General features: G+C 65.4%; 18 protein-coding genes and 1 other RNA gene. 10 read left to right on the top strand and 9 right to left on the bottom strand.

Features of this window, described 5'->3' with window-relative positions:
• Position 1: 1 nt before the first annotated feature.
• Positions 2-1,246 (top strand): NAD(P)/FAD-dependent oxidoreductase, encoded by a 1,245-nt coding sequence (locus tag ACTIF6_RS07500; RefSeq protein WP_439587342.1) that lies wholly within the window; start codon positions 2-4, stop codon positions 1,244-1,246.
• Between the two features lie 62 nt (positions 1,247-1,308).
• On the opposite strand, the gene ffs is transcribed toward ACTIF6_RS07500, so the two are convergent.
• Positions 1,309-1,405: signal recognition particle sRNA small type (gene ffs / locus ACTIF6_RS07495), an RNA gene on the bottom strand.
• Between the two features lie 36 nt (positions 1,406-1,441).
• Positions 1,442-2,569: an AIR synthase-related protein gene (locus ACTIF6_RS07490; RefSeq protein WP_439587341.1), complete on the bottom strand. Its 1,128-nt coding sequence runs from the start codon at positions 2,567-2,569 to the stop codon at positions 1,442-1,444.
• Between the two features lie 62 nt (positions 2,570-2,631).
• Here ACTIF6_RS07490 and dnaX point away from each other — a divergent pair, with 62 nt between their 5' ends.
• The 5 genes from dnaX (at position 2,632) to ACTIF6_RS07465 (ending at position 7,155) form a co-directional block, all read left to right on the top strand.
• Positions 2,632-4,491, top strand: a complete 1,860-nt coding sequence (dnaX, locus tag ACTIF6_RS07485) for a DNA polymerase III subunit gamma/tau (protein ID WP_439587340.1) — start codon at positions 2,632-2,634, stop codon at positions 4,489-4,491.
• A gap of 38 nt (positions 4,492-4,529) precedes the next feature.
• Positions 4,530-4,862, top strand: coding sequence for a YbaB/EbfC family nucleoid-associated protein (locus ACTIF6_RS07480; RefSeq protein ID WP_439587339.1), 333 nt, complete (start codon positions 4,530-4,532; stop codon positions 4,860-4,862).
• 33 nt (positions 4,863-4,895) lie between these two features.
• Positions 4,896-5,489: a recombination mediator RecR gene (gene recR / locus ACTIF6_RS07475; protein WP_439587338.1), complete on the top strand. Its 594-nt coding sequence runs from the start codon at positions 4,896-4,898 to the stop codon at positions 5,487-5,489.
• Between the two features lie 35 nt (positions 5,490-5,524).
• On the top strand, positions 5,525-5,929 hold the full coding sequence (locus ACTIF6_RS07470; protein WP_439587337.1) for an MAPEG family protein: 405 nt from the start codon (positions 5,525-5,527) through the stop codon (positions 5,927-5,929).
• 152 nt (positions 5,930-6,081) lie between these two features.
• Positions 6,082-7,155: an ABC transporter substrate-binding protein gene (locus tag ACTIF6_RS07465; protein WP_439587336.1), complete on the top strand. Its 1,074-nt coding sequence runs from the start codon at positions 6,082-6,084 to the stop codon at positions 7,153-7,155.
• Between the two features lie 16 nt (positions 7,156-7,171).
• On the opposite strand, the gene ACTIF6_RS07460 is transcribed toward ACTIF6_RS07465, so the two are convergent.
• The 3 genes from ACTIF6_RS07460 to gloB form a co-directional block, all read right to left on the bottom strand.
• A complete protein-coding gene (locus ACTIF6_RS07460; protein ID WP_439587335.1) occupies positions 7,172-7,549 on the bottom strand; it encodes a DUF4148 domain-containing protein in 378 nt (125 codons plus the stop codon).
• A gap of 155 nt (positions 7,550-7,704) precedes the next feature.
• The gene (locus tag ACTIF6_RS07455) at positions 7,705-9,312 is read right to left on the bottom strand and encodes a transglycosylase SLT domain-containing protein (RefSeq protein ID WP_439587334.1); all 1,608 of its coding nucleotides are present in this window, start codon (positions 9,310-9,312) and stop codon (positions 7,705-7,707) included.
• On the bottom strand, positions 9,312-10,082 hold the full coding sequence (gene gloB, locus ACTIF6_RS07450; protein WP_439587333.1) for a hydroxyacylglutathione hydrolase: 771 nt from the start codon (positions 10,080-10,082) through the stop codon (positions 9,312-9,314). Before gloB ends, ACTIF6_RS07455 begins: the two co-directional genes overlap by 1 nt.
• Before the next feature lie 102 nt (positions 10,083-10,184).
• On the opposite strand from gloB, the gene ACTIF6_RS07445 reads away from it, so the two are divergent.
• From ACTIF6_RS07445 to ACTIF6_RS07430, 4 genes are all read left to right on the top strand, one after another.
• Positions 10,185-10,988: a class I SAM-dependent methyltransferase gene (locus tag ACTIF6_RS07445; RefSeq protein WP_439587332.1), complete on the top strand. Its 804-nt coding sequence runs from the start codon at positions 10,185-10,187 to the stop codon at positions 10,986-10,988.
• Positions 10,989-11,034: 46 nt separating this feature from the next.
• Positions 11,035-11,469 carry a ribonuclease HI gene (rnhA, locus tag ACTIF6_RS07440; protein ID WP_439587331.1) on the top strand — a complete coding sequence of 145 codons (435 nt, stop codon included), beginning with the start codon at positions 11,035-11,037 and terminating at the stop codon, positions 11,467-11,469.
• Positions 11,470-11,602: 133 nt separating this feature from the next.
• Entirely contained in the window at positions 11,603-12,772 is a 1,170-nt protein-coding gene (locus ACTIF6_RS07435; RefSeq protein ID WP_439587330.1) for an efflux RND transporter periplasmic adaptor subunit, read from the top strand.
• A gap of 26 nt (positions 12,773-12,798) precedes the next feature.
• Complete coding sequence (locus ACTIF6_RS07430; protein ID WP_439587329.1) at positions 12,799-15,882, top strand: efflux RND transporter permease subunit; 3,084 nt, start codon at positions 12,799-12,801, stop codon at positions 15,880-15,882.
• Positions 15,883-15,971: 89 nt separating this feature from the next.
• On the opposite strand, the gene moeA is transcribed toward ACTIF6_RS07430, so the two are convergent.
• From moeA to ACTIF6_RS07410, 4 genes are all read right to left on the bottom strand, one after another.
• Positions 15,972-17,249, bottom strand: a complete 1,278-nt coding sequence (gene moeA / locus ACTIF6_RS07425; RefSeq protein ID WP_439587328.1) for a molybdopterin molybdotransferase MoeA — start codon at positions 17,247-17,249, stop codon at positions 15,972-15,974.
• A 20-nt stretch (positions 17,250-17,269) separates the two neighbouring features.
• Entirely contained in the window at positions 17,270-17,893 is a 624-nt protein-coding gene (gene mobA / locus ACTIF6_RS07420) for a molybdenum cofactor guanylyltransferase MobA (protein ID WP_439587327.1), read from the bottom strand.
• A 10-nt stretch (positions 17,894-17,903) separates the two neighbouring features.
• Positions 17,904-19,019 carry a GTP 3',8-cyclase MoaA gene (moaA, locus tag ACTIF6_RS07415; protein WP_439587326.1) on the bottom strand — a complete coding sequence of 372 codons (1,116 nt, stop codon included), beginning with the start codon at positions 19,017-19,019 and terminating at the stop codon, positions 17,904-17,906.
• Positions 19,020-19,106: 87 nt separating this feature from the next.
• On the bottom strand, positions 19,107-19,937 hold the full coding sequence (locus ACTIF6_RS07410) for a metal-dependent hydrolase (protein WP_439587325.1): 831 nt from the start codon (positions 19,935-19,937) through the stop codon (positions 19,107-19,109).
• Positions 19,938-20,028: the final 91 nt, after the last annotated feature.

Here is a 20,028-nt window from a genome sequence, read left to right as displayed (position 1 = left end):
CATGCACCATCAGCACGTCGCGGTGATCGGGGCAGGCATCGTTGGACTCGCCACTGCCGCGCAACTCCAGATTCGCGGAGCGCGGGTCACACTTGTCGATCCAGCGGCGCCAGGCGAAGGCTGTTCTCTGGGCAATGCCGGATGCCTGAGCCGCGCCTCCGTCGTACCAGTGGGATTGCCGGGATTGTGGAAAAGCGTTCCCGGCTACCTGCTTGATCCCAAAGGGCCTTTTCGCATTGATTGGCGTTACGCGCATCGCATCGCGCCGTGGTTGTGGAAACTGCATGCTGCGAGTCGGATCGATCGCGTCAATGCGATTGCGGATGCCTTGCATGCCTTGCTCGATCCCGCGATCGAGGAGTGGCGATCCCTGGCTCAATGGGCCGGTGCACCTGAGCTGATTCGCCAAGAGGGATACGCTTTCGTGTACCGGAGCGAAGCCGCCTTTCAGGCCGATGCTCTCGGCCGCGAACTGCGCAGGGCTCGAGGCGTGAAGATCGAGATCCTGACCGGAGGCCAGATTCAGGAGCTGGAGCCGGCGTTGTCGCCAAGCCTGACCCACTTGACGTGGATGCCGGAGCAAGGCCATGTGCCCCAACCCTTGCGGTTGTCCCGGCAGCTGGCCACAGCGTTGTCTGCTGCGGGGGCCCAGTTTGTTCGATCGAAAGCCATCGACTTCGAATTTGCCGAAAACAAGGTGGCCGCTGTGGTGACCGAGTCCGGACGACTGGCTTGCGATGCGGTCGTTCTGGCGGCCGGCGCGCATTCGCGGCCGCTCGCATCAAGGCTGGGCGCCACTGTGCCGCTGGACACCGAACGCGGCTACCACGTGATGCTGAAGTCGGAGCGCGGCGCGCCCCGCATCCCCGTGTGTTCGGGCGAAGGCAAATTCTTCGCCACTCCCATGGAAGACGGCTTGCGCGTGGCTGGAACCGTCGAACTTGCCGGCCTGGAGCGACCGGCCGTCGATGCCCGAGCCCAAGCACTGGCCGAGCTGGTCACGGGCATGCTGCCCGGAGTCGACAACACGGTGCAGCGCAGCTGGATGGGTTTTCGGCCCTCCATGCCCGATTCGCTGCCGGTGCTCGGTCGATCAGAGCACCATGCCAACGCGTTCTTAAACTTTGGCCACGGCCACGTCGGTCTGACTGCGGCGGCACCGAGCGGTCGCCTTCTGGCCGAGATGATTGGCGGGGAAAAAACGACCATTGACCCCGCGCCATACCGTGCAAATCGCTTCGTGTGACGAAGCCGGGACGGTTGAAAGCATTTCCGTTCTCTGGCGAGACGGAAAAAACTCTTTGAAAAGGTGACGAGCCTTGACCCCGGCACTGGATTCACAGTTAGGGCTGCTTGGTTCCCCACCTGACCCGGTTGGCCGCTTCACCATGCGGGAAGGCCCGTCGAGGTCTATTGTAGGCGACGGGCCGTTTCGATGCGTTCAGCGCAGTTGCAAGTCTTCGTTGCCAAAGGTGATCGACAGCGGCTCGATGACCAGTTGCTTGGCGCCGGCTTCGACCCGCCCCGCCACCAGCGCATGCACGCCTTGCGCCTTGGCGATTTCCACGGTGCGTTCGGCCTGATCGGCGGGCACGAAGATGGCGAAGCCCGCGCCCATGTTGAGCGTGCTGTAGGCCTCGCGGTCGTCCTGCTTCGCGTGCTGCTGGATGAACTTGAGCACCGGCGTGACTTCGGGCACCTGGGTGATGCGGTAGGTGAGTTCGGCGGGGTGGCGTAGCAGCTTGCGCCAGCCGTGGCCGGTGATGTTGGCGCAGTAGTGCGGCTTGACGCCAGCGCGGTAGAGCGCTTCGGTCACCGGCGAGTAGAGCACGGTGGGCGCGAGCAGGGCTTCGCCAAAAGTCAACCCGGGGCTGACTTCGGTGAGATAGCCCTGCGGCAGGCGTTCGGCCAGCTTGCGGGCCAGGCTCAAGCCGTTGGCGTGGATGCCGCTGGAGGCCAGCAGCACGATGGCGTCGCCCGCGCCGAGGCGGTCGCCCACCGAGAGACGTTCTTTGGGGTTGATGAGCCCGGTACACGAAGCCGCCAGGTCGATGCGGCCGGCTTCGACGATGCCTGCCAGCGCGGGTGTTTCGCCGCCGCCCCAGGCCACGCCGCAGATGTCGCAGGCTTTTTTCCAGCCGGCCACCAGGGCCTGGGCGCGCGTGGCGTCGCCAAACCAGTCGCTGCCGCCAGCGGCCCAGTAGGCCTGCACCACCAGGGGCGTCGCGCCCACGGTGATGAGGTCGTTGATGGCCATGGCAATGGTGTCTTGCGCAATGCCTTCGTAGTAGCTCTTGCCGGTCAGGCGTGCCATTTCGTCGGCCACCAGGGCCTTGCTGCCCAGGCATTCGACGATGCTGGCCAGGTAGAACGGGCCCACGTCGACCACGTAGGCTGACTCGCCACGCGAAGCGGCAATTTCGCTGAAACCATGCGCGCCGAGGTGGGCGCCGGTGGCGGCGGCGGCGCGTTGCGCGGCCACTTTCAGGGGGTCGATCAGGTCGTAGTTGACGCCGGCTTGTTCGTAGCTCAGCGTGTCGGTGGCGGCGGGGGAGGTGGGGGAAGACATGGGCAGGATTATCCGGGATCGGCGGGGCGGCCCGCCGAGGGGGCACCCGTAGAATGCGGGGAATGTCCTACCTCGTGCTCGCCCGCAAGTACCGCCCCAAGACCTTTGCCGAAATGGTGGGCCAGTCGCACGTGGTTCAGGCTCTCTCGAACGCGCTCACCACCCAGCGGCTGCACCATGCCTACCTGTTCACCGGCACGCGCGGCGTGGGCAAGACCACGGTATCGCGCATCCTGGCCAAGTCGCTCAACTGCCTGGGCACAGACGGGCAGGGCGGCATTACTGCCGAACCGTGTGGCGTGTGTCAGGCCTGCACCGACATCGATAGCGGTCGCTTTGTCGACTACACCGAACTCGATGCCGCTTCCAACCGTGGTGTGGACGAGGTGCAGGCGCTGCTGGAGCAGGCGGTCTACAAGCCGGTGCAGGGCCGCTTCAAGGTTTTCATGATCGACGAGGTTCACATGCTGACCAACACGGCTTTCAATGCCATGTTGAAGACGCTGGAAGAACCGCCCGAGTATCTGAAGTTCGTGCTGGCCACCACCGATCCCCAGAAGGTACCGGTGACCGTGCTCTCGCGCTGCCTGCAGTTCAACCTGCGCCCGATGGCACCCGAGACCGTGCTGGAGCATCTGCAGCAGGTGCTGCAGGCCGAGCAGGTGAGTGCCGATGTGCAGTCGCTGCGATTGATCTCGCGCGCGGCGCGAGGTTCCATGCGCGATGCGCTCTCGCTCACCGACCAAGCCATTGCCTTTGGCGGCGGCCAGTTGCAGGAAGCCACGGTGCGCCAGATGCTGGGGGCGGTGGACCGCTCTTATGTCCTGCGCCTGATCGATGCGCTGGCGCGAGCCGATGGCTCGCAGGTGGTGGAAACGGTGGATGCGCTTCGCCTCAATGGGCTGAGTGCCGCTTCCACGCTGGAGGAAATGACCGGCGTGCTGCAACGCATGGCGGTGCTGCAAGCGGTGCCAGGTCACGCGCAGGCCGAAGGCCAGGACGATCCCGACGAAGCCCAGATCGCTCAACTGGCGCAGAGCCTGCCGGCCGACGAGACGCAACTGCTCTATAGCCTGTGCCTGCATGGTCGAGGCGAACTCGGCCTGGCGCCCGACGAATACGCTGCGCTCACCATGGTGCTGCTGCGTTTGCTGGCCTTCAAGCCTGCGGGCGCCGCGGAAAAAAAAACACTGAAAACCGCTGAGCCAGCGGTGCGCCCGGCGTCGCCCGTGGCCGTGGTCGCGGCGCCCGTTGTCATTCCGCCGCGCCCGCCAGCCATACCCGCTCCGCCCTCGAAACCTGTGCAGGCGGTCGTGGCCGCGCCGCCACCGACCCCGGCAAAGCCTGAAACCCACGCTGCGGTCGAAGAACCCGACGAGGCGCCCTGGCCCGAAGACGACGGCCCTCCCTGGGAGGAGACCGAGCCGACGCCCGGCCGCGTGCTGGCCATTCCCGTGCGCGACGCGGGCGAGCCCGGGCGGCTGGATCAGCCACAACCGCGCGCCACCGAGCCGATGGCTGCGCCCGGTGGCAGCGAAGAAGGCGATTTCTGGTTCGACACCGTGATGCAGCTTGTGCGAGCCGAAGTCATCACCGCGCTCGTGCGTGAGCTTGGCCTGCAGTCGCAACTGGTGGCGCGCGATGCCGGCCAGTGGATGCTGCGCGTGGATCGCGGCTCGCTCAACCAGGGCAATGCGCGTGATCGACTCGCCGCTGCGCTGCAGACGCTGGGCCACGAGGTGCGCCTGGTGGTGGAGATCGGCAGCATCACCGACTCGCCGGCGCGGCGGCTGGCCTTCGCGGCGCAGCAGCGCCAGCAGCAGGCCGAAGCGGTGATTCTGGGCGACCCGTTCGTGCAATCCATGATGCGCGACTTTGGCGGCAAAATCGTGCCGGGTTCGATCAAGGCCACCAGCGCCTGAGCGACTCATCATTCTTTCATTCAGACACAAGGAACACCATGTTCAACAAAGGACAACTTGCCGGCCTCATGAAGCAGGCGCAGGCGATGCAGGACAACCTCAAGAAGGCCCAGGACGAACTGGCCCACATCGAGGTGACGGGCGAATCGGGTGCTGGCCTGGTGAAGGTGCTGATGACCTGCAAGCACGACGTCAAGCGCGTGACCATCGACCCCAGCCTGCTGGCCGACGACAAGGACATGCTCGAAGACCTGGTGGCTGCTGCCTTCAACGCGGCGGTGCGCAAAGCCGAGGAAACCTCGGCCGAGAAGATGGGCAAGCTCACGGCCGGCATGCCGGGCCTGCCCCCTGGCATGAAGTTTCCTTTCTGAAGACCTGAACGCCGCCGTCCTTCCAGGAGCCACATGGCCGACAACCATTCGCTGGAACTGTTGATCCAGTCGCTTCGGCGGTTGCCCGGCGTGGGCGTGAAATCGGCACAGCGCATGGCGTTCCACCTCTTGCAGCACGATCGCGAAGGCGCGGTGCAGCTGGCGCGCGCGCTGGAACACGCCGCAGGTTCGGTGAAGCACTGCTCGCTCTGCCACACCTTCACCGAAGACGAGCTGTGTCCCACCTGCCGCGATCCGCGGCGCGACCACAGTCAACTCTGCGTGGTGGAAACGCCGGCCGATCAGGCCGCCATGGAGCGCACCGGTGCCTACAAAGGCCTGTACTTCGTGCTCATGGGCAAGCTGAGCCCGCTGGATGGTGTAGGGCCGCGCGACATTGGCTTGCAGAAGCTTTTTGATCGCATCAGCAGCGAGGCCGATTTGCGCGAGGTCATTCTGGCCACCAACTTCACCGCCGAGGGCGAGACCACGGCGCACGTGATCGCGCAGGCGCTCAAGGGCCGCGGTGTACAGGTGACGCGGCTGGCGCGTGGTGTGCCGGTGGGCAGCGAACTCGAATACGTGGACCTGGGCACCATCGCCCATGCCCTGGTGGACCGGCGCTGATCAGGCGCAGGTTTCTGGATGGAGAGAAGCACTTCATGAAGCTCGCAGGATTGACAGTGGCTTATTGGGCGGTGTTGGTGGCGGCCCTGTTGCCGCTGGCGTGCGGCTGGCTCGCCAAGTCGGGCAGCTTTGGCAAGTCCAGGCGCGATGGAGGCTACGACAATCACAACCCCCGCGCCTGGCTGGCCCGCCAGACCGACTGGCGCGCGCGTGCCAATGCGGCGCAGGCGAACAGCTTCGAGGCGCTGCCCTTCTTCATCGGTGCGGTGATCATTGCCCACCAACTGGGTGGCACGCAGATCCGGATCGACGTGCTGGCCTTCGTTTTTGTAGTGCTGCGTCTGCTCTATATCGCGATGTACGTGGCCGACATGGCCACTGCGCGCAGCTTGCTCTGGACGGCGGCGCTCGCGGTGAACGTCGCGATTCTGTTCACCTGAGAACGGCGCGTTCGTCGCCAACGCCCGTTACATCGACTTGCATTTGCGCTCGGTACAAACCCGCTCGGGATTGGTCCCGATGCGGCTTTGGTCCATCGCCCCTAGGCTCGAGGCTCACCAAGAAGTGTGAGCCAAGAGAGGAAAACCGGGTCATGTGGAGTCGCCGTCAGTGGGGTCGCGCCTGTGCGCTCGGAATGGTCGCTGCAGCACTGCCGCCTTTGCACGCCCAGAACGCGACCGCGCCGTCCACCACAGCTTCTGGTGGCTTGCCGAAGGCGGCTGCGCCGCGCCTCGTGATCGCAGCCTACGATCGGTCTTCCTTTTGCTACTTGCCCCTCACCATTGCTGAACGCCTGGGCTATTTTGCGCAAGAGGGGCTGGACGTTGAAGTGCGCGAGTTTGCCGACGCTCAACTGGCGGCGCAGGCCGTGCAGGCAAACACCGCGCATGTGCTCTCGGCACCCTACAGCAGCACCATCACCCTGCAGACCCGGGGCCAGAGTTTTCAGTCGTTCGTGTTGCAGGGACGTGCGCCGCAGATCGTGCTGGGCGTGTCGCTCAAGACCATGGCGCACTACCGCCAGCTCAGCGACCTGCGAGGTCGTCGGGTGGGCGTGGTGTCCGACGGATCGTCCTCACACCGCCTGGCGAGCATGGTGCTGGGAAAGGCGGGGCTGCGACCGGGGGAGGTGCAGTACGTCGCCCAGCCCGCACCGGTGCTGGCCCTGCAGGCGTTCCGGCGCGGGCAGCTCGACGCGATCAGCTACAACGATCCCACGGTGACCGAACTCGAACAGAGCGGCGAATTGCGAGTGGTGGTGGATACGCGCAGCACGCGGGGCACTGCAGACGTTTTTGGTGGGCCCATGCCATCGGGCTGCCTCTGCGCGCCGACGGATTTTCTGGCCCAGAACCCCCGGGCCAGCCAGGGCCTGGCCGATGCCATGGTGCATGCGCTGAAGTGGTTGCAGACGGCGGGGCCTTCGGATCTCATCAAGGCGGTGCCGGAACGGCACTTCCAGGGCGACCGGGCGTTGTACCTCGCGGCCTTCGCCCGTGTGCGCGAGGCCTGGACGGTCGATGGGCTCATGCCGGATGCGGGTCCGGCTACTGCGGCGCGCATGTTGGCCCTGTTCGAAGAAGCGGGCTCGGTGCAGCGGGTGGACCTGGCCCGCACCTTCACCAACGACTTCGCGCGCAAGGCCAAGGCCCGTTTCCGGGCCTAGGCGACCAGCGCAAGGATCAACGCAGGGTCGGGGTGGCACCGACGGCGAATTGCGGCGTCACTTCGGTGTTCTTGTGTGCGGCTGCATAGGCCGATCCACTGTCTTCACCGGTGATGGCGGCCACGCTGTCGCGCGAGGCCTGGTACTCGGCAATGACTTGTTCGCGGGTCTTCTCGCTGCGGAAGTCGCGCGTGGGGTTGTACGAGGTCGACCAGGGGTTCACGCCGGCCTGCTTGAACTGGGCCAGTTCGGCCTGGACTTCGGCGCGGGTGCGGGTGGACGTGAAGGCGGTGTCATCGATGCTGATGTCGCCAGCGAGCGAGGTGCCGGCAAAGGCGCTGCCCGTGGTGGCGGCGATAGCGATCAGGGCGGCGATGGTGGACTTGCGGTTCATGTGAATCTCCAGAACGGTCATGCGAAAGTGCATGGGGAGAAGTTTGAACTTCAATCCTCTGAAGAAAAATCACTTGGCCCAGCATGCAGCATTGCGGTATCCGCAACAATGCCACGCTTGAATCCCGCGCACGCGGCCTCAATACGACACCGCCCCTATTTCTTGGTCGTCGTCGCAACGCGCGTCTTGCTCGACGAGCTGGCAGCCTTGGCCTTCACCGGTTTGCGGGTCGACGCGGTCGTGGTCTTGCTCTTGCTCGAGCTCGCCGCCTTGGTCACTGGCTTCTTGGCGTTGCTGGCGACAGTGGCGCGCTTGGGCAGCAACAGGGTGATGCGCTGGCCCGCCTTGAGGGGCGCGTTCACCGCGAGCTTGTTCCAGTCCGCCGCGCTCACCGGGCTCACGCCATAGCGCCGTGCCAGGCGTGTCAGGTTCTCTCCCTGGCGGGCGCGCACCGTGGTGCGCGAGAGCACCACGTCAGGCTGCAGGCTCAGGCGCGCGTTGTCCGCCACGTGGCTGGGCACGTCGCCATTGCGTTTGTCGGTGCGTGGCACCAGCAGACTGGAGCCGGCACGCACCTGCATGCGCGGTGGGATGTTGTTGACGCTGCGCAGTTCGGATTCGCTCATGCCCACACGCGCAGCGGCTTGCGCTACCGACATGGTGGTGGGCACGACCCAGGCGGTCCAGCTGGCCAGCGGTCCGGTGTGTCTGCTCAGGTTGTCCTCGAAGATCACCGCGTTGTCCCAGGGCAGCAGGATGTTGGGCGTGCCTGCCGCCATCACCATGGGCTGTTTCAGCGAAGGGTTGAGCACGCGGAAATCCGCTTCGCTGATGCCGGCCAGGCGCGAAATGACGGCCACGTCCATGTCGCGCTGGAGCGTGACGGTGTCGAAGAACGGGTGGTTGCCGATGAGGGGTAGGGTGGTGTTGTAGGCCTCGGGCCGCGCAATGATGTTCTTCACCGCCTGCAGTTTGGGCACGTACTGGCGTGTCTCTGCGGGCATGGTCAGGTCGGTGTAGCTGGTGGGCTGGCCCAGGCGCTGGTTGCGGGTGATGGCACGGTTCACGTTGCCCTGGCCCCAGTTGTAGGCAGCCAGTGCCAGATGCCAGTCGCCAAACCGGTTGTGCAGCTGTTGCAGGTAGTCCAGCGCGGCGCGGGTGGAGGCCAGTACATCGCGCCGGTCGTCGCGGAAGACGTTTTGCCGCAGATCGAAGGACTCACCCGTGGCGGGCATGAACTGCCACATGCCGGCCGCGCGAGCGCTGGAGACAGCCTGCGGGTTGAACGCGCTCTCGATGAAGGGCAGCAGCGCCAGTTCCATGGGCATGTTGCGGCGCTCGATCTCTTCGACGATGTGGAACAGGTAGCGGCTCGAGCGCTCGGTCATGCGCTGGATGTAGTCCGGCCGCGTGGCGTACCACTGTTCGCGGTCGCGCACCAGTTCACCTTGCAGGTCGGGCATGGCAAAGCCTCTGCGAATGCGGTCCCACAGATCGGCGGGGGCATCAAGGCTGGCAACACCGTGTGTGCTGGTGTTGGAGATGCCGATGGCGCTCAGCGGAATGTCGCTGGGCAGGCGGTACGAGGGCAGGCTCCTGGGCGCAGGTGTGGGCGCAGGAACGGTGGAGGCCTGAGGTGCGGTCGGGGCGGTGGCGGGGTCGGGAGGCAGGGTGGTGGCGCAGCCGGAGAGCAGCAGGACCAGAGCGGTGCCGGCGAATGCAAGCCGGCGGCGGAAGATCCCGGGTAGCGAGGAAAGGGTCATCAGAAAACGTTCTTCCATTCCCGAAGCGTGGCGAAGACCGTCACGGCATCGGTGGGTTGGCCCGGCGATCGGGCTTGTGCAGTCCGCACCACCTCAGCCTGGTCGGTGCGCAGGAAAGGGTTGATGCGTTTTTCCAGCCCGATGGAGCTGGGCAGCGTCGGAAAGTTCTGCGCTCGCTGCGCCTGGCAGCGCAACTGGTAGGCGGCGAGGTCGGCGTTGTGCGGCTCCACCGCCATGGCAAAGCGCAGATTGGACAAGGTGTATTCGTGTGTGCAGCAGACACGGGTGTTGTCGGGCAGGGCGGCCAGACGGGTGAGCGAGTCCAGCATCTGCGCTGGCGTGCCTTCGAACAGGCGACCGCAACCACCCGAGAACAGGGTGTCGCCGCAGAACAGCAGGGGGGTACCTTCAAAATCGGCCGCGTAAAAAGCGATGTGGCCGGCGGTGTGGCCCGGCACCTCGAGCACCTCGAAGCGCAGACCGAGGGCTTGCACTTCGTCGCCTGCGCTCACGCGTAGCAGCGGCTCGGGCATGCGTTCACGCGCCGGGCCGATCACGCGCGCGCCAGTGGCTTCGCGCAGGGAGGCCACGCCGCCGGTGTGGTCGGGGTGGTGGTGGGTGATGAGGATCGTGTCGAGTCGCAGACCCTCCTTCGCCAACCACTGCGTCACGCCGTCGGACTCGCCGGGGTCCACGACCAGGGCTCGCTGACCATCGTGCAGCGCCCAGATGTAGTTGTCGGTGAAGGCCGGGATCGGAGTGAGGTGCATGGAGCGGAATCGGGGTGAGGGCGTGTAGAGTGCGGGCTGGCCGTTTCGGCGTCCCGCAGTGTCGCAGACTTCCAGCTGGGGCCGCAGCCTGCTTTACAAACCATGACCGCAAAAATTATAGGGTTGACCGACTGGTTCGGCACCGCGCCGGGCCGGTACCTGCTCGAGTGGGAACAGACCCAGTTTGACCTGGTGGCAGCCGACCTCTTCGGCTTCAACGCCTTGCAGCTCGGTCTGCCGGAGCTCGATGCCCTGCGCAACAACCGCATGCCGCACCGCTGGCTGGCCTTGCCCGAGGTACTGCCCCCGCGGCCCGACGACGACGGTGAGGTTCAAGCCGGTGCAGGCGCGCCGCGCGTGGCGCTGATCACGGACGCCGCCGCACTGCCTTTTCCGCCCGCCAGCCTCGATCTGGTGGTGTTGCCGCACACGCTGGAGTTCAGCGCCGATCCCCATCATGTCCTGCGCGAGGTGGAACGTGTGCTCGTGCCCGAAGGGCGCGTGGTGATTTCAGGATTCAATCCGGCCAGCCTCTGGGGCTTTCGCCAGGGCCGCAGCCGCTTCTGGGAGCGTACAGGCCTTCGTTCGAAGGGGGGACCAGATCTCTACCTTCCCGATGCGGGTGAGTTCATCGGCCCCTGGCGCCTGCGCGACTGGTTGCGATTGCTCAGCTTTGATCTGGAGTCGGATTGCTACGGGTGCTACCGCCCTGCGATGCGCACGGAGAAGTGGTTGCAACGCAGTGCCTGGCTCGATCGGGCTGGCGCGCGCTGGTGGCCCATATTCGGTGCCGTGTATTTTGTCGTGGCGGTCAAGCGCGTGAGAGGCATGCGCCTGCTGGGCCCGGCCTGGAAACCCCGCAGGGTCAAAGCCGCCGCGCCGGTCCCTGTGGCCAACCGGCATTGATGGCCCGGCTTTGCCGGGCCTTTGCACAACGAGAAGAGGAACTGTCTTGAACCACGTGGTGATCTACACCGATGGCGCCTGCAAGGGCAATCCTGGCCCGGGTGGCTGGGGCGTTTATCTCAAGTCGGAGGGCTTTGAGAAGGAGCTGTGGGGCGGCGAGCGCAACACCACCAACAACCGGATGGAACTCACCGCTGTGATCGAGGCGCTCAGCGCCTTGAAGCGGCCGTGCCAGGTTTCCCTCTACCTCGACAGCGAGTACGTGCGCAAGGGCATCACCGAGTGGATCCATGGCTGGAAACGCAAGGGCTGGATCACGGCTGCAAAGCAACCGGTGAAGAACGCCGAGTTGTGGCAGAAGCTTGATGCCCTGGTGCACGGCGGCGTGCACCAGATCGAGTGGCATTGGGTTAAGGGACACGCTGGCGACCCTGGCAACGAACGGGCCGACGCTCTGGCGAACAAGGGCGTTCCAGCGTGAGATTTGTACGGGCCTGAGCGTCGGAAAGCGGAACTTCCAGCCTCCGTTTTCGCTCAGCGCTGCTACATTTCGTTTCTTTGACTTGTCAACACCCTGATAGGGCGTTGACGCTTTTCCCCGGGCAATTACATCCATGGCGAACAGAGCGCTCTACGTGTTGGTGGCCGTGGCCGGCATCGGCCTGGCCTCTGGCGCGGGCTGGTGGTTTCAGAACCGGGCAGCCAGCGACCCGGCCAGGGGCGCATCGAATCCGGCCCCTGCAGGCCGAATCGCCAATGCCGGTGGTCCGCCCAGTGTGGAAGTGGCGCGGGTCAAGACGATGCCGCTGCAGGACGATGCGCAGGCGGTCGGCTCCCTCAAATCACGGCAGAGCGTGACCATCAAGCCTGAGACCGCGGGCCGCGTGGCGCGCATTGCCTTTGCCGATGGTGCCCAGGTGCGTCGGGGCCAGTTGCTGGTGCAACTGGACGACACCCTGCAGCGAGCCGAACTGAGCCAGGCGCAGGCGCAGCTGTCCATCGCCCGTGCGAACCTCAAGCGCAACCAGGAACTGGTGGCCCAGAATTTCGTGGCCCAGCGCGTGGTGGAAGAAAGCCAGGCGAACCTTCAAGTGGCCGAGGCCCAGGTGGCGTTGGCGGAAGCGCGCATGCAGCGCATGCGCATAGCGGCCCCCTTTGATGGCACGCTCGGCCTGCGCAGCATCAACCTCGGGCAGTACGTGGGAGTGGGCGACGCGCTGGTGAACCTCGAGGACACGTCCCAGCTCACCGTGGACTTCCGCCTGCCCGAGCGCTACCAGAGCCGCATTGCGCCAGGTCAGGGCGTGCAGGTGCAACTGGACGCAATGCCGGGCAAGAAATTCGAGGCGAAGGTGCTGGCGGTCGATCCTCTGCTCGATGCCAACGGGCGCTCCATTTCTGTGCGTGCCGCCATGCCCCGCACGCCGAATGTCGATCTGCGTCCCGGCATGTTTGCGCGGGTGCTGATCGTGTTTTCGGTGAACGATGGCGCGCTCGTGGTGCCCGAAGAGGCCATGGTGCCGCAGGCGGGCAAACAGTTCGTCTACGTGGTCGAGGAACAGGGCCAGGGCGACGCGAAGAAGCTCGCCTCACGCCGGGTCGAGGTGGAACTCGGCGTGCGGCGTGGTTCCGATGTCGAGGTCGTCAAAGGCTTGGCGGTCGGGGCCATGGTCGTGGTGGCGGGCCAGCAGCGCCTGCAACGTGACGGCACCGTGGTGAAGGTGGTGGACATGGCTCGCGTGGGCCAGGCGACGCCGGCCGCCGCCAGGCCTCCAGCTCAGTGATGACTTGAATCCGCTCAGGAGTCCTCGTGCAACTGCCTGAAATATCCATTCGACGCCCGGTTTTCGCCTCGGTGCTGTCCTTGCTCATTCTGCTGGTGGGCATTGTTTCGTTCAATGGCCTCACGGTGCGCGAATACCCGCGCATCGACGAACCCACCGTGACCGTCACCACGCGCTTCGGTGGCGCCTCCAGTGAAGTCATCGAATCTCAAGTCACCAAGGTGCTGGAAGATTCGCTCGCCGGCATCGAGGGCGTGGACATCATCACGTCCATCAGTCGGCAGGAACAGAGTCAGATCACCGTGCGCTTCAAGCTGGAGCGCGACCCGGACTCCGCTGCCGCCGACGTGCGCGACAAGGTCAGCCGAGTGCGGCAGCGCTTGCCGTCCGACGTGGACGAGCCGACGATTGCCAAGGTGGAGGCCGACGCCACCCCCGTGATCTGGCTCGCGCTGAACGCCGACACCATCTCCCCGCTGGAGCTCAGCGACCTGGCGAACCGGTTGATCAAGCCCCGGTTGCAGACAGCGCCCGGCGCGGCCGATGTGCGTGTATGGGGCGAGCGCCGCTATTCCATGCGCATCTGGATCGATCCGGATCGCCTGGCGGCCTACAGCCTGACGGTGCAGGACGTGGAGGATGCCCTTCGTCGCTCAAACCTCGAGGTACCCGCGGGCCGCATCGAGAGTTCGCTGCGCGAATTCAACGTGACCGCTGCCACCGACGTGCAGACGCCGGAGCAGTTCCGCGCCATCGGCATTCGCACCATCAACGGACAGACCATCCGCATCGGCGATGTGGCGCGCGTGGAGCAGGCGCCGCAAGACGAGCGCACCTCGGTGCGCTACAACGGGCGCGACGCGATCTCGCTGGGCGTGATCCGCCAGGCCACGGCCAATCCGCTGGAGCTGTCCGCCGCGGTGCAGGAGATGCTGCCCCGGATCACCGAAGAATTGCCGCCCGGCGTCAGCATCGAGGTGGCCAACGACAACTCGATCTTCATCGACCGATCCATCAAGGCGGTGTACACCACCATCGCCGAAGCAGCGGTGCTGGTGGCGTTGGTCATCTTCATCTTCCTGCGCACCTTGCGCGCTTCCGTCATTCCGCTGATCACCATCCCCGTGAGCCTGATCGGCTCGTTCGCGCTGATGGCGTTGTTCGGCTTCTCCATCAACACGCTCACGCTGCTGGCGCTGGTGCTGGCCATTGGTCTGGTCGTGGACGACGCGATCGTGATGCTGGAGAACATCTACCGGCATATCGAAGAGGGCATGAAACCCTTCGAGGCGGCCATCAAGGGGGCGCGCGAGATCGGCTTTGCCATTGTGGCCATGACACTCACCCTGGCTGCGGTGTACGCCCCGCTGGCCTTCACGCCCGGACGAACCGGGCGGCTGTTTGCCGAGTTCGCGCTGGCGCTGGCGGGGGCTGTGGTGGTCTCGGGCTTTGTGGCGCTCACGCTCTCGCCCATGATGTGCTCCAAGCTGCTGCGCCATGTCGACAAACCGAGCCGCTTCGACCGTTTCATGGAAAGGGTGCTGACAAGCATCAACCAAGGTTACGACCGCACGCTCAGCCGTTCGTTGAACGTTCGCTGGCTGGTGGTGGCCGTGATGCTCTGCAGTGCCGCCGGCAGCTGGTGGCTGTTGCAGACGACCCGTTCCGAGCTCGCGCCCATGGAAGACCGTGGCGTCGTGCTGGCCAACATCAATGGCCCCGACGGTGCCACGCTGGCCTACACGCGCCGCTATGCGGAGGCGATCGAGAAGATGGCGATGGAACAACCCGAGTTCGACCGCATTTTCACCGTGGTGGGCAACCCTTCGGTGGCCCAGGGCAGTGTGGTGATGCGAGGCAAGGCCTGGGAAGAGCGCGACCGCACCACCATGGAGATCGCAGGCAAGATGGCGCCGGGCATGGCTGCCCTGCCGGGCATCAGCGCGTACCCGATCACGCCGCCGTCACTGGGCCAGGGTTTTCGCGAACGGCCGGTGAACTTCATCATCGTCACCAGCGACACCTACGAAAACCTTTCGGCGGTGGTTCGTCAGTTCCAGGATCGCATGGCACAGAACCCCGGCCTGGTGCAGGTGGACACCGACCTGCGCCTGAACAAGCCCGAAATCCGCATGGACGTGGACCGCGAGCGCGCGGCCGACATGGGCGTGAGCGTGGACAACATTGCCCGCACGGTGGAGACCATGCTGGGCGGGCGGATCGTCACCCGCTACAAGCGCGACGGCGAGCAATACGACGTGGTGGTGCAGACTGTTTCGGCCAACCGCAGCACGCCTGAGGACATCGACCGCCTGTTCGTGCGTGGCCGCGGCGACGCCATGATCCCCCTGGGCTCGCTCGTGACCACGCGCGAGGTGGTGGTGCCGCGAGAACTGAACCACTTTGGCCAGCGCCGCAGTGCGTCCATCACGGCCAACATTGCGCCCAGTTATTCGCTGGGCGAGGCGCTGACGTTCATGGAACGGACGGCGGCTGAAATCCTGCCCGCAGGCTATGCCACCGACCTGAACGGCCAGAGCCGGGAATTCCGCAACTCATCTGGTTCGCTTGCGCTGGTGTTCGTGCTTTCACTGCTGTTCATCTATCTGGTGCTCTCGGCCCAGTTCGAAAGCTTCATTGATCCGCTGATCATCATGCTTTCGGTGCCGCTCTCCATGCTCGGTGCCTTGCTGGCGCTCAAACTGACGGGAGGCACGCTGAACGTGTTCAGCCAGATCGGGCTGATCACACTGGTGGGCCTGATCACCAAGCACGGCATCCTGATCGTGGAGTTCACCAACCAGTTGCGAGCGCAGGGTGTGGAGAAGATCGAAGCGGTCAAGCGTGCCGCCGGCCTGCGCCTGCGTCCGATCATGATGACCACCGGAGCCATGGTGCTGGGTGCGTTGCCGCTGGCGCTGGCCACAGGTGCGGGCGCCGAGAGCCGGCAGCAGATCGGCTGGGTGATCGTGGGGGGCATGTCGGTGGGCACCTTGCTCACGATCTTCGTGGTGCCGACCATGTACACGCTGCTGTCGCGCCGCAAGACGGAGCATCCGGCTGTCCAGCCTGCGCACGAAGAACCAGTGGGCGCGATTCCGGCGAAGTAAGGCAAAAGCAAGCGATCCGGCGCCGGGCCGCCCCAAGCCGGATCAGCCCCGGGGGCAGCAACCCGCACAGCGGCGCAGCGTGGGGGCCTTCAGACCACGCCGTCGAACATCATCACGTCGACGGCATCTCCCACGGCCACATTGCCTTGCGCGTGGTTCAGCACGATGAGGCCATTCGCTTCGACCATGGAGCTCAGCACGCCCGACCCCTGGTTGCCGGTGATGCGCACGCTCAATCGGCCATCGGCCTCTCGCGTCACGATGCCTCGCTGGTACTCGGTGCGGCCGGGCTTCTTGCGCAGCGCTTCCGAGCTATGTGCCTGCAGCAGCACCGGCTCGCTGGCCACCCCCCCCATGAGCTTCTGCAGGGCAGGGCGCACGAAGGCGAGAAAGGTCACCATGACTGCCACAGGATTGCCGGGCAGGCCGAAGAGCAGCGAAGAGCGGCCGCCTTCCTGAATGCGGCCGACGGCCATGGGTCGTCCTGGGCGCATGGCAATGCGCCAGAAGGCCACATCGCCCAGCTGCTTCATCATGGCCTTGGTGTGGTCCGCTTCCCCCATGCTCACGCCGCCGCTGGTGATGATGGCGTCGGCCCTGGCGGCGGCTTCGCGAAACGCGGACTCCAGCAGCGCGGGCTGGTCGCTTATGACGCCCATGTCGATCACGTCCACGCCCATGCGCCTCAACAGGCCGAAGACGGTGTAGCGGTTGCTGTCGTACACCGCGCCTTCGCGCGGTGACTCGCCCAGGCTCAGGATCTCGTCGCCGGTGGAGAAATAGGCCACGCGCACGCGGCGGAACACACGCACCGTGGGCAGGCCGAGGCTGGCGATGAGGCCCAGCGCGGCAGGGCCCAGCGTCTGGCCCTGGCGAAGTGCGGGCCGGCCGGCCATGAGATCCTCGCCGAGCAGGCGGCGGTTGTCGCCTGCGCTCACCACGCCAGGCGGCATCTCGATGCGTTCGCCGTCGACCCGCACGAATTCCAGTGGCACCACCGTGTCGAGTCCCTGGGGCATGATGGCGCCGGTCATGATCTTCACGCAGTCGCCATCTCCCACCTCGCCGCTCCAGGCCTTGCCGGCGAAAGCGGTGCCGACCACCCGCAGGCGCAGCGGCTCACCGCCTTTGAGCTGACTGCTTTTCAGCGCGAAGCCGTCCATGGCCGAGTTGTCGTGCGGCGGCACGCTGATGGGCGAGATCAAGTCTTGCGCCAGCACGCGGCCAAGGGCGTCGAACAAGCCGATGTCTTCGGTCTGCGAGACCGGTTCGACCAGGCGGGAAAGAAAGTCGTTGACGCTGGCCGCACTCAGCGCCTTGGGGTCATAGCCCTGCAGCTCGGCGGCGATCTGCTCGATGGATTTCATGGGAACAGCAAAAGGAGGGCTCAGCTCTTTTCCAGCGCGTGCAGCTCGGCCAGGGTGTTGGTGTTGTAGAAGGCGCGCCGATCGTCGCCCGGCTGGTCGAAAGCCACCAGCACGGTGCGGTGCTGGGCGGTCCATTTGTCGATCTTGCGCCCTCCGGCCTGCGTGAATTCCACCAGGCTTTCCAGCAATTCGCGCTTCAGCAGGCAGAACACGGGTTGGGGACGCAACTGGCCGTCTTCTTCCAGCGCAGCGGCCATGGCGATCTCGGTGTGTTCGTCGTCAAACGCCTGTGCGAGGCGCTCGGCCAGATCGAGTGGGAACAAGGGCGTATCGCAGGGCACGGTGAGCAGGTAGGGCGATTCGCAGCGCTCCAGGCCGGTCATGAAGCCCGCGAGCGGGCCAGCATAGTCGGTTAGCGTGTCGGGCCAGACCGGCACGCCGAAGGCCTCGTAGGCGCCCAGGTTGCGGTTGGCGTTGATCATCTGCTCGCTGAGCAGGTTGCCTTGCTGCATCTGCAGGCGCAGCAGCGTGTGCAGCGCCAACGGCGTGCCGTTGAAGTTCTGCAGGCCCTTGTCGACCCCGCCCATGCGGGAGCCGCGCCCGCCTGCGAGCACGATGCCGGTGATTTCGTGGGGTTGAATCATGGAGTTTTGGTCATCCGCCGATGTAGCTCATTTCAACCCGGCGTTTTCCAGTGGAGTTGTCATGAGGCATGCTCGCCCGCAACTCGGAATACCGATCGTTGCGGCCCTGCCAGATGGCGGCGATGGCACTGGCCAGTTGTTCGTCGGTGGCATCGCCCCGGATCAGGTGGCGCAGGTCGTGGCCCTGGCTGGCGAAGAGGCACAGGTAGAGCTGGCCTTCTGTGGACAGGCGCGCACGGTTGCAGTCGCCGCAAAAGGCTTGCGTGACGCTGCTGATGACGCCGATCTCGCCAGAGCCGTCCGCATAGCCCCAGCGCTCTGCCGTCTCGCCTGGCGCCGACGGATCGAGCTGAACCAGAGGCAGTTCCCGGTGGATGCGCTGGATCACCTCGCGACTGGGCAGCACTTCGTCCATGCGCCAGCCGTTGGTGGCGCCCACATCCATGTACTCGATGAAGCGCAGCACGATGCCGGTGCCCTTGAAGTGACGTGCCATGGGCAGGATTTCGTGCTCGTTGGTGCCGCGCTTGACCACCATGTTGACCTTGATCGGCCCGAGCCCCGCCGCCTGCGCGGCCTCGATGCCATGCAGCACATCGGCCACGGGGAAGTCCACATCGTTCATGGCGCGGAAGATGGTGTCGTCCAGGCCATCCAGACTGACCGTGACGCGCTGCAGCCCCGCGGCCTTGAGCACTGAGGCCTTGCGCGCCAGCAGCGAGCCGTTGGTGGTGAGCGTGATGTCCAGCGGTTGGCCTTCCACCGTGCGCAGCGCGGCCAGCTGCTCGATGAGGATTTCCAGGTTCTTGCGCAGCAGCGGTTCACCGCCGGTGAGGCGGATCTTCTGCACCCCATGCGCGACGAACTGGCGCGCCACCCGCGTGATCTCTTCAAAGGTCAGCAGCGAACTGTGGGGAAGATAAGGGTAATCCTTGTCGAAGATGTCCTTGGGCATGCAGTAGCTGCAACGGAAATTGCAGCGGTCGGTCACGCTGATGCGCAGGTCGCGCAGTGGCCGGCCCAGCGCATCCCCGAGCAGGCCCGTGGTCGCGATCGGCTTCGCCGGGATGGTCACGGCTCGCGTGATCAGGCGCTGGTCGATCAGGGGAATGACACGTTCAGACATGCACCGATTATGGGCGAGGGTACTGGGTGGTGCATCCGAGTATCCCCGGCACCCGGGCTCGCCGTGCGGGCATGCCGACGAGCTCCATCAGGCGGCTTCTGGCCGCCCTACCTGGGTGTATTGCGCGCGGTTGTCGCGCAGCCAGTTTTCCGAGAGGTCGCTGCTCTGCTGCTCTGGGTGAAAATCTTCGCTGAAATAGGCGCGCCAGGGCTTGAAGCCGGTGCGCAGCAAGCCCTGGCGTCCGAACAGGTGCCGCGCGCCGCTGCGCCAGGTGCTCCAGCGCCAGAGGGTGCCGTCGCGCCGCAGATTGTTCAGGGTCTGGCGCAAGGCATCGGCGAGAAAGACCAGCGTGATGCGCCGCATCCACTTCACACGCCAGGCGTGGCTGCCGCCCAGGGCCTGGTACAGGTCGAATGCCGTGCTCTTGTGCTCGGCTTCTTCGGCGCTGTGCCACAGCCAAAGGGTCTTCAGGCGGGGCTCGCAGCCATCCAGTACCTCATGGTGCGTCAGCATCCACTCGGCGAACAGGGCGGTGAAATGCTCGTTGGCGGCGGTGATGGCCAGGCTGTGCCGAGGGTCGGTGCCCGCCAGCAGCTTCATGCGCTCGTCGGCCCGGGGAGCCCACGCGTTGACCAGACCGTGCTTCTCGATCTGCGCATTGAACAGCGCGTGGATGCGGCGGTGCGTCGCTTCCTGGCCGATGAAGCCTTGCACCTCGTCCCGCAACCCGGTCTGCTGGTCCGGTGGCAGCGCCTTCAGACCGTTGCGCACCGAATCAATGAAGAACTGCTCTCCTACGGGAAAGCTCATGGAGAGCGCGTTGAACCAGGCGGTGAGAAAGGCGTCACCCGAGCACCAGTGGCGCTGCACAGGTTGTTCGAGGTCGATCAGGAGTCGGCGGACGACGAGTTCGGTCATGGCGTTCAGTGGGGAAAGTGATTTGGTACGATGCGGTACCAAAGGCCACATGGTGCCCCGCGTCGCGCGATCTGTCAACCCAGGGCCTAAG

It is taken from the genome of Hydrogenophaga sp. (assembly GCF_051860785.1).
In the GTDB taxonomy this organism is placed as follows: Bacteria; Pseudomonadota; Gammaproteobacteria; order Burkholderiales; family Burkholderiaceae_C; genus Hydrogenophaga.
Note: the sequence above shows the minus strand (reverse complement) of the source record. Positions and strands in the feature narration are given on the sequence as shown.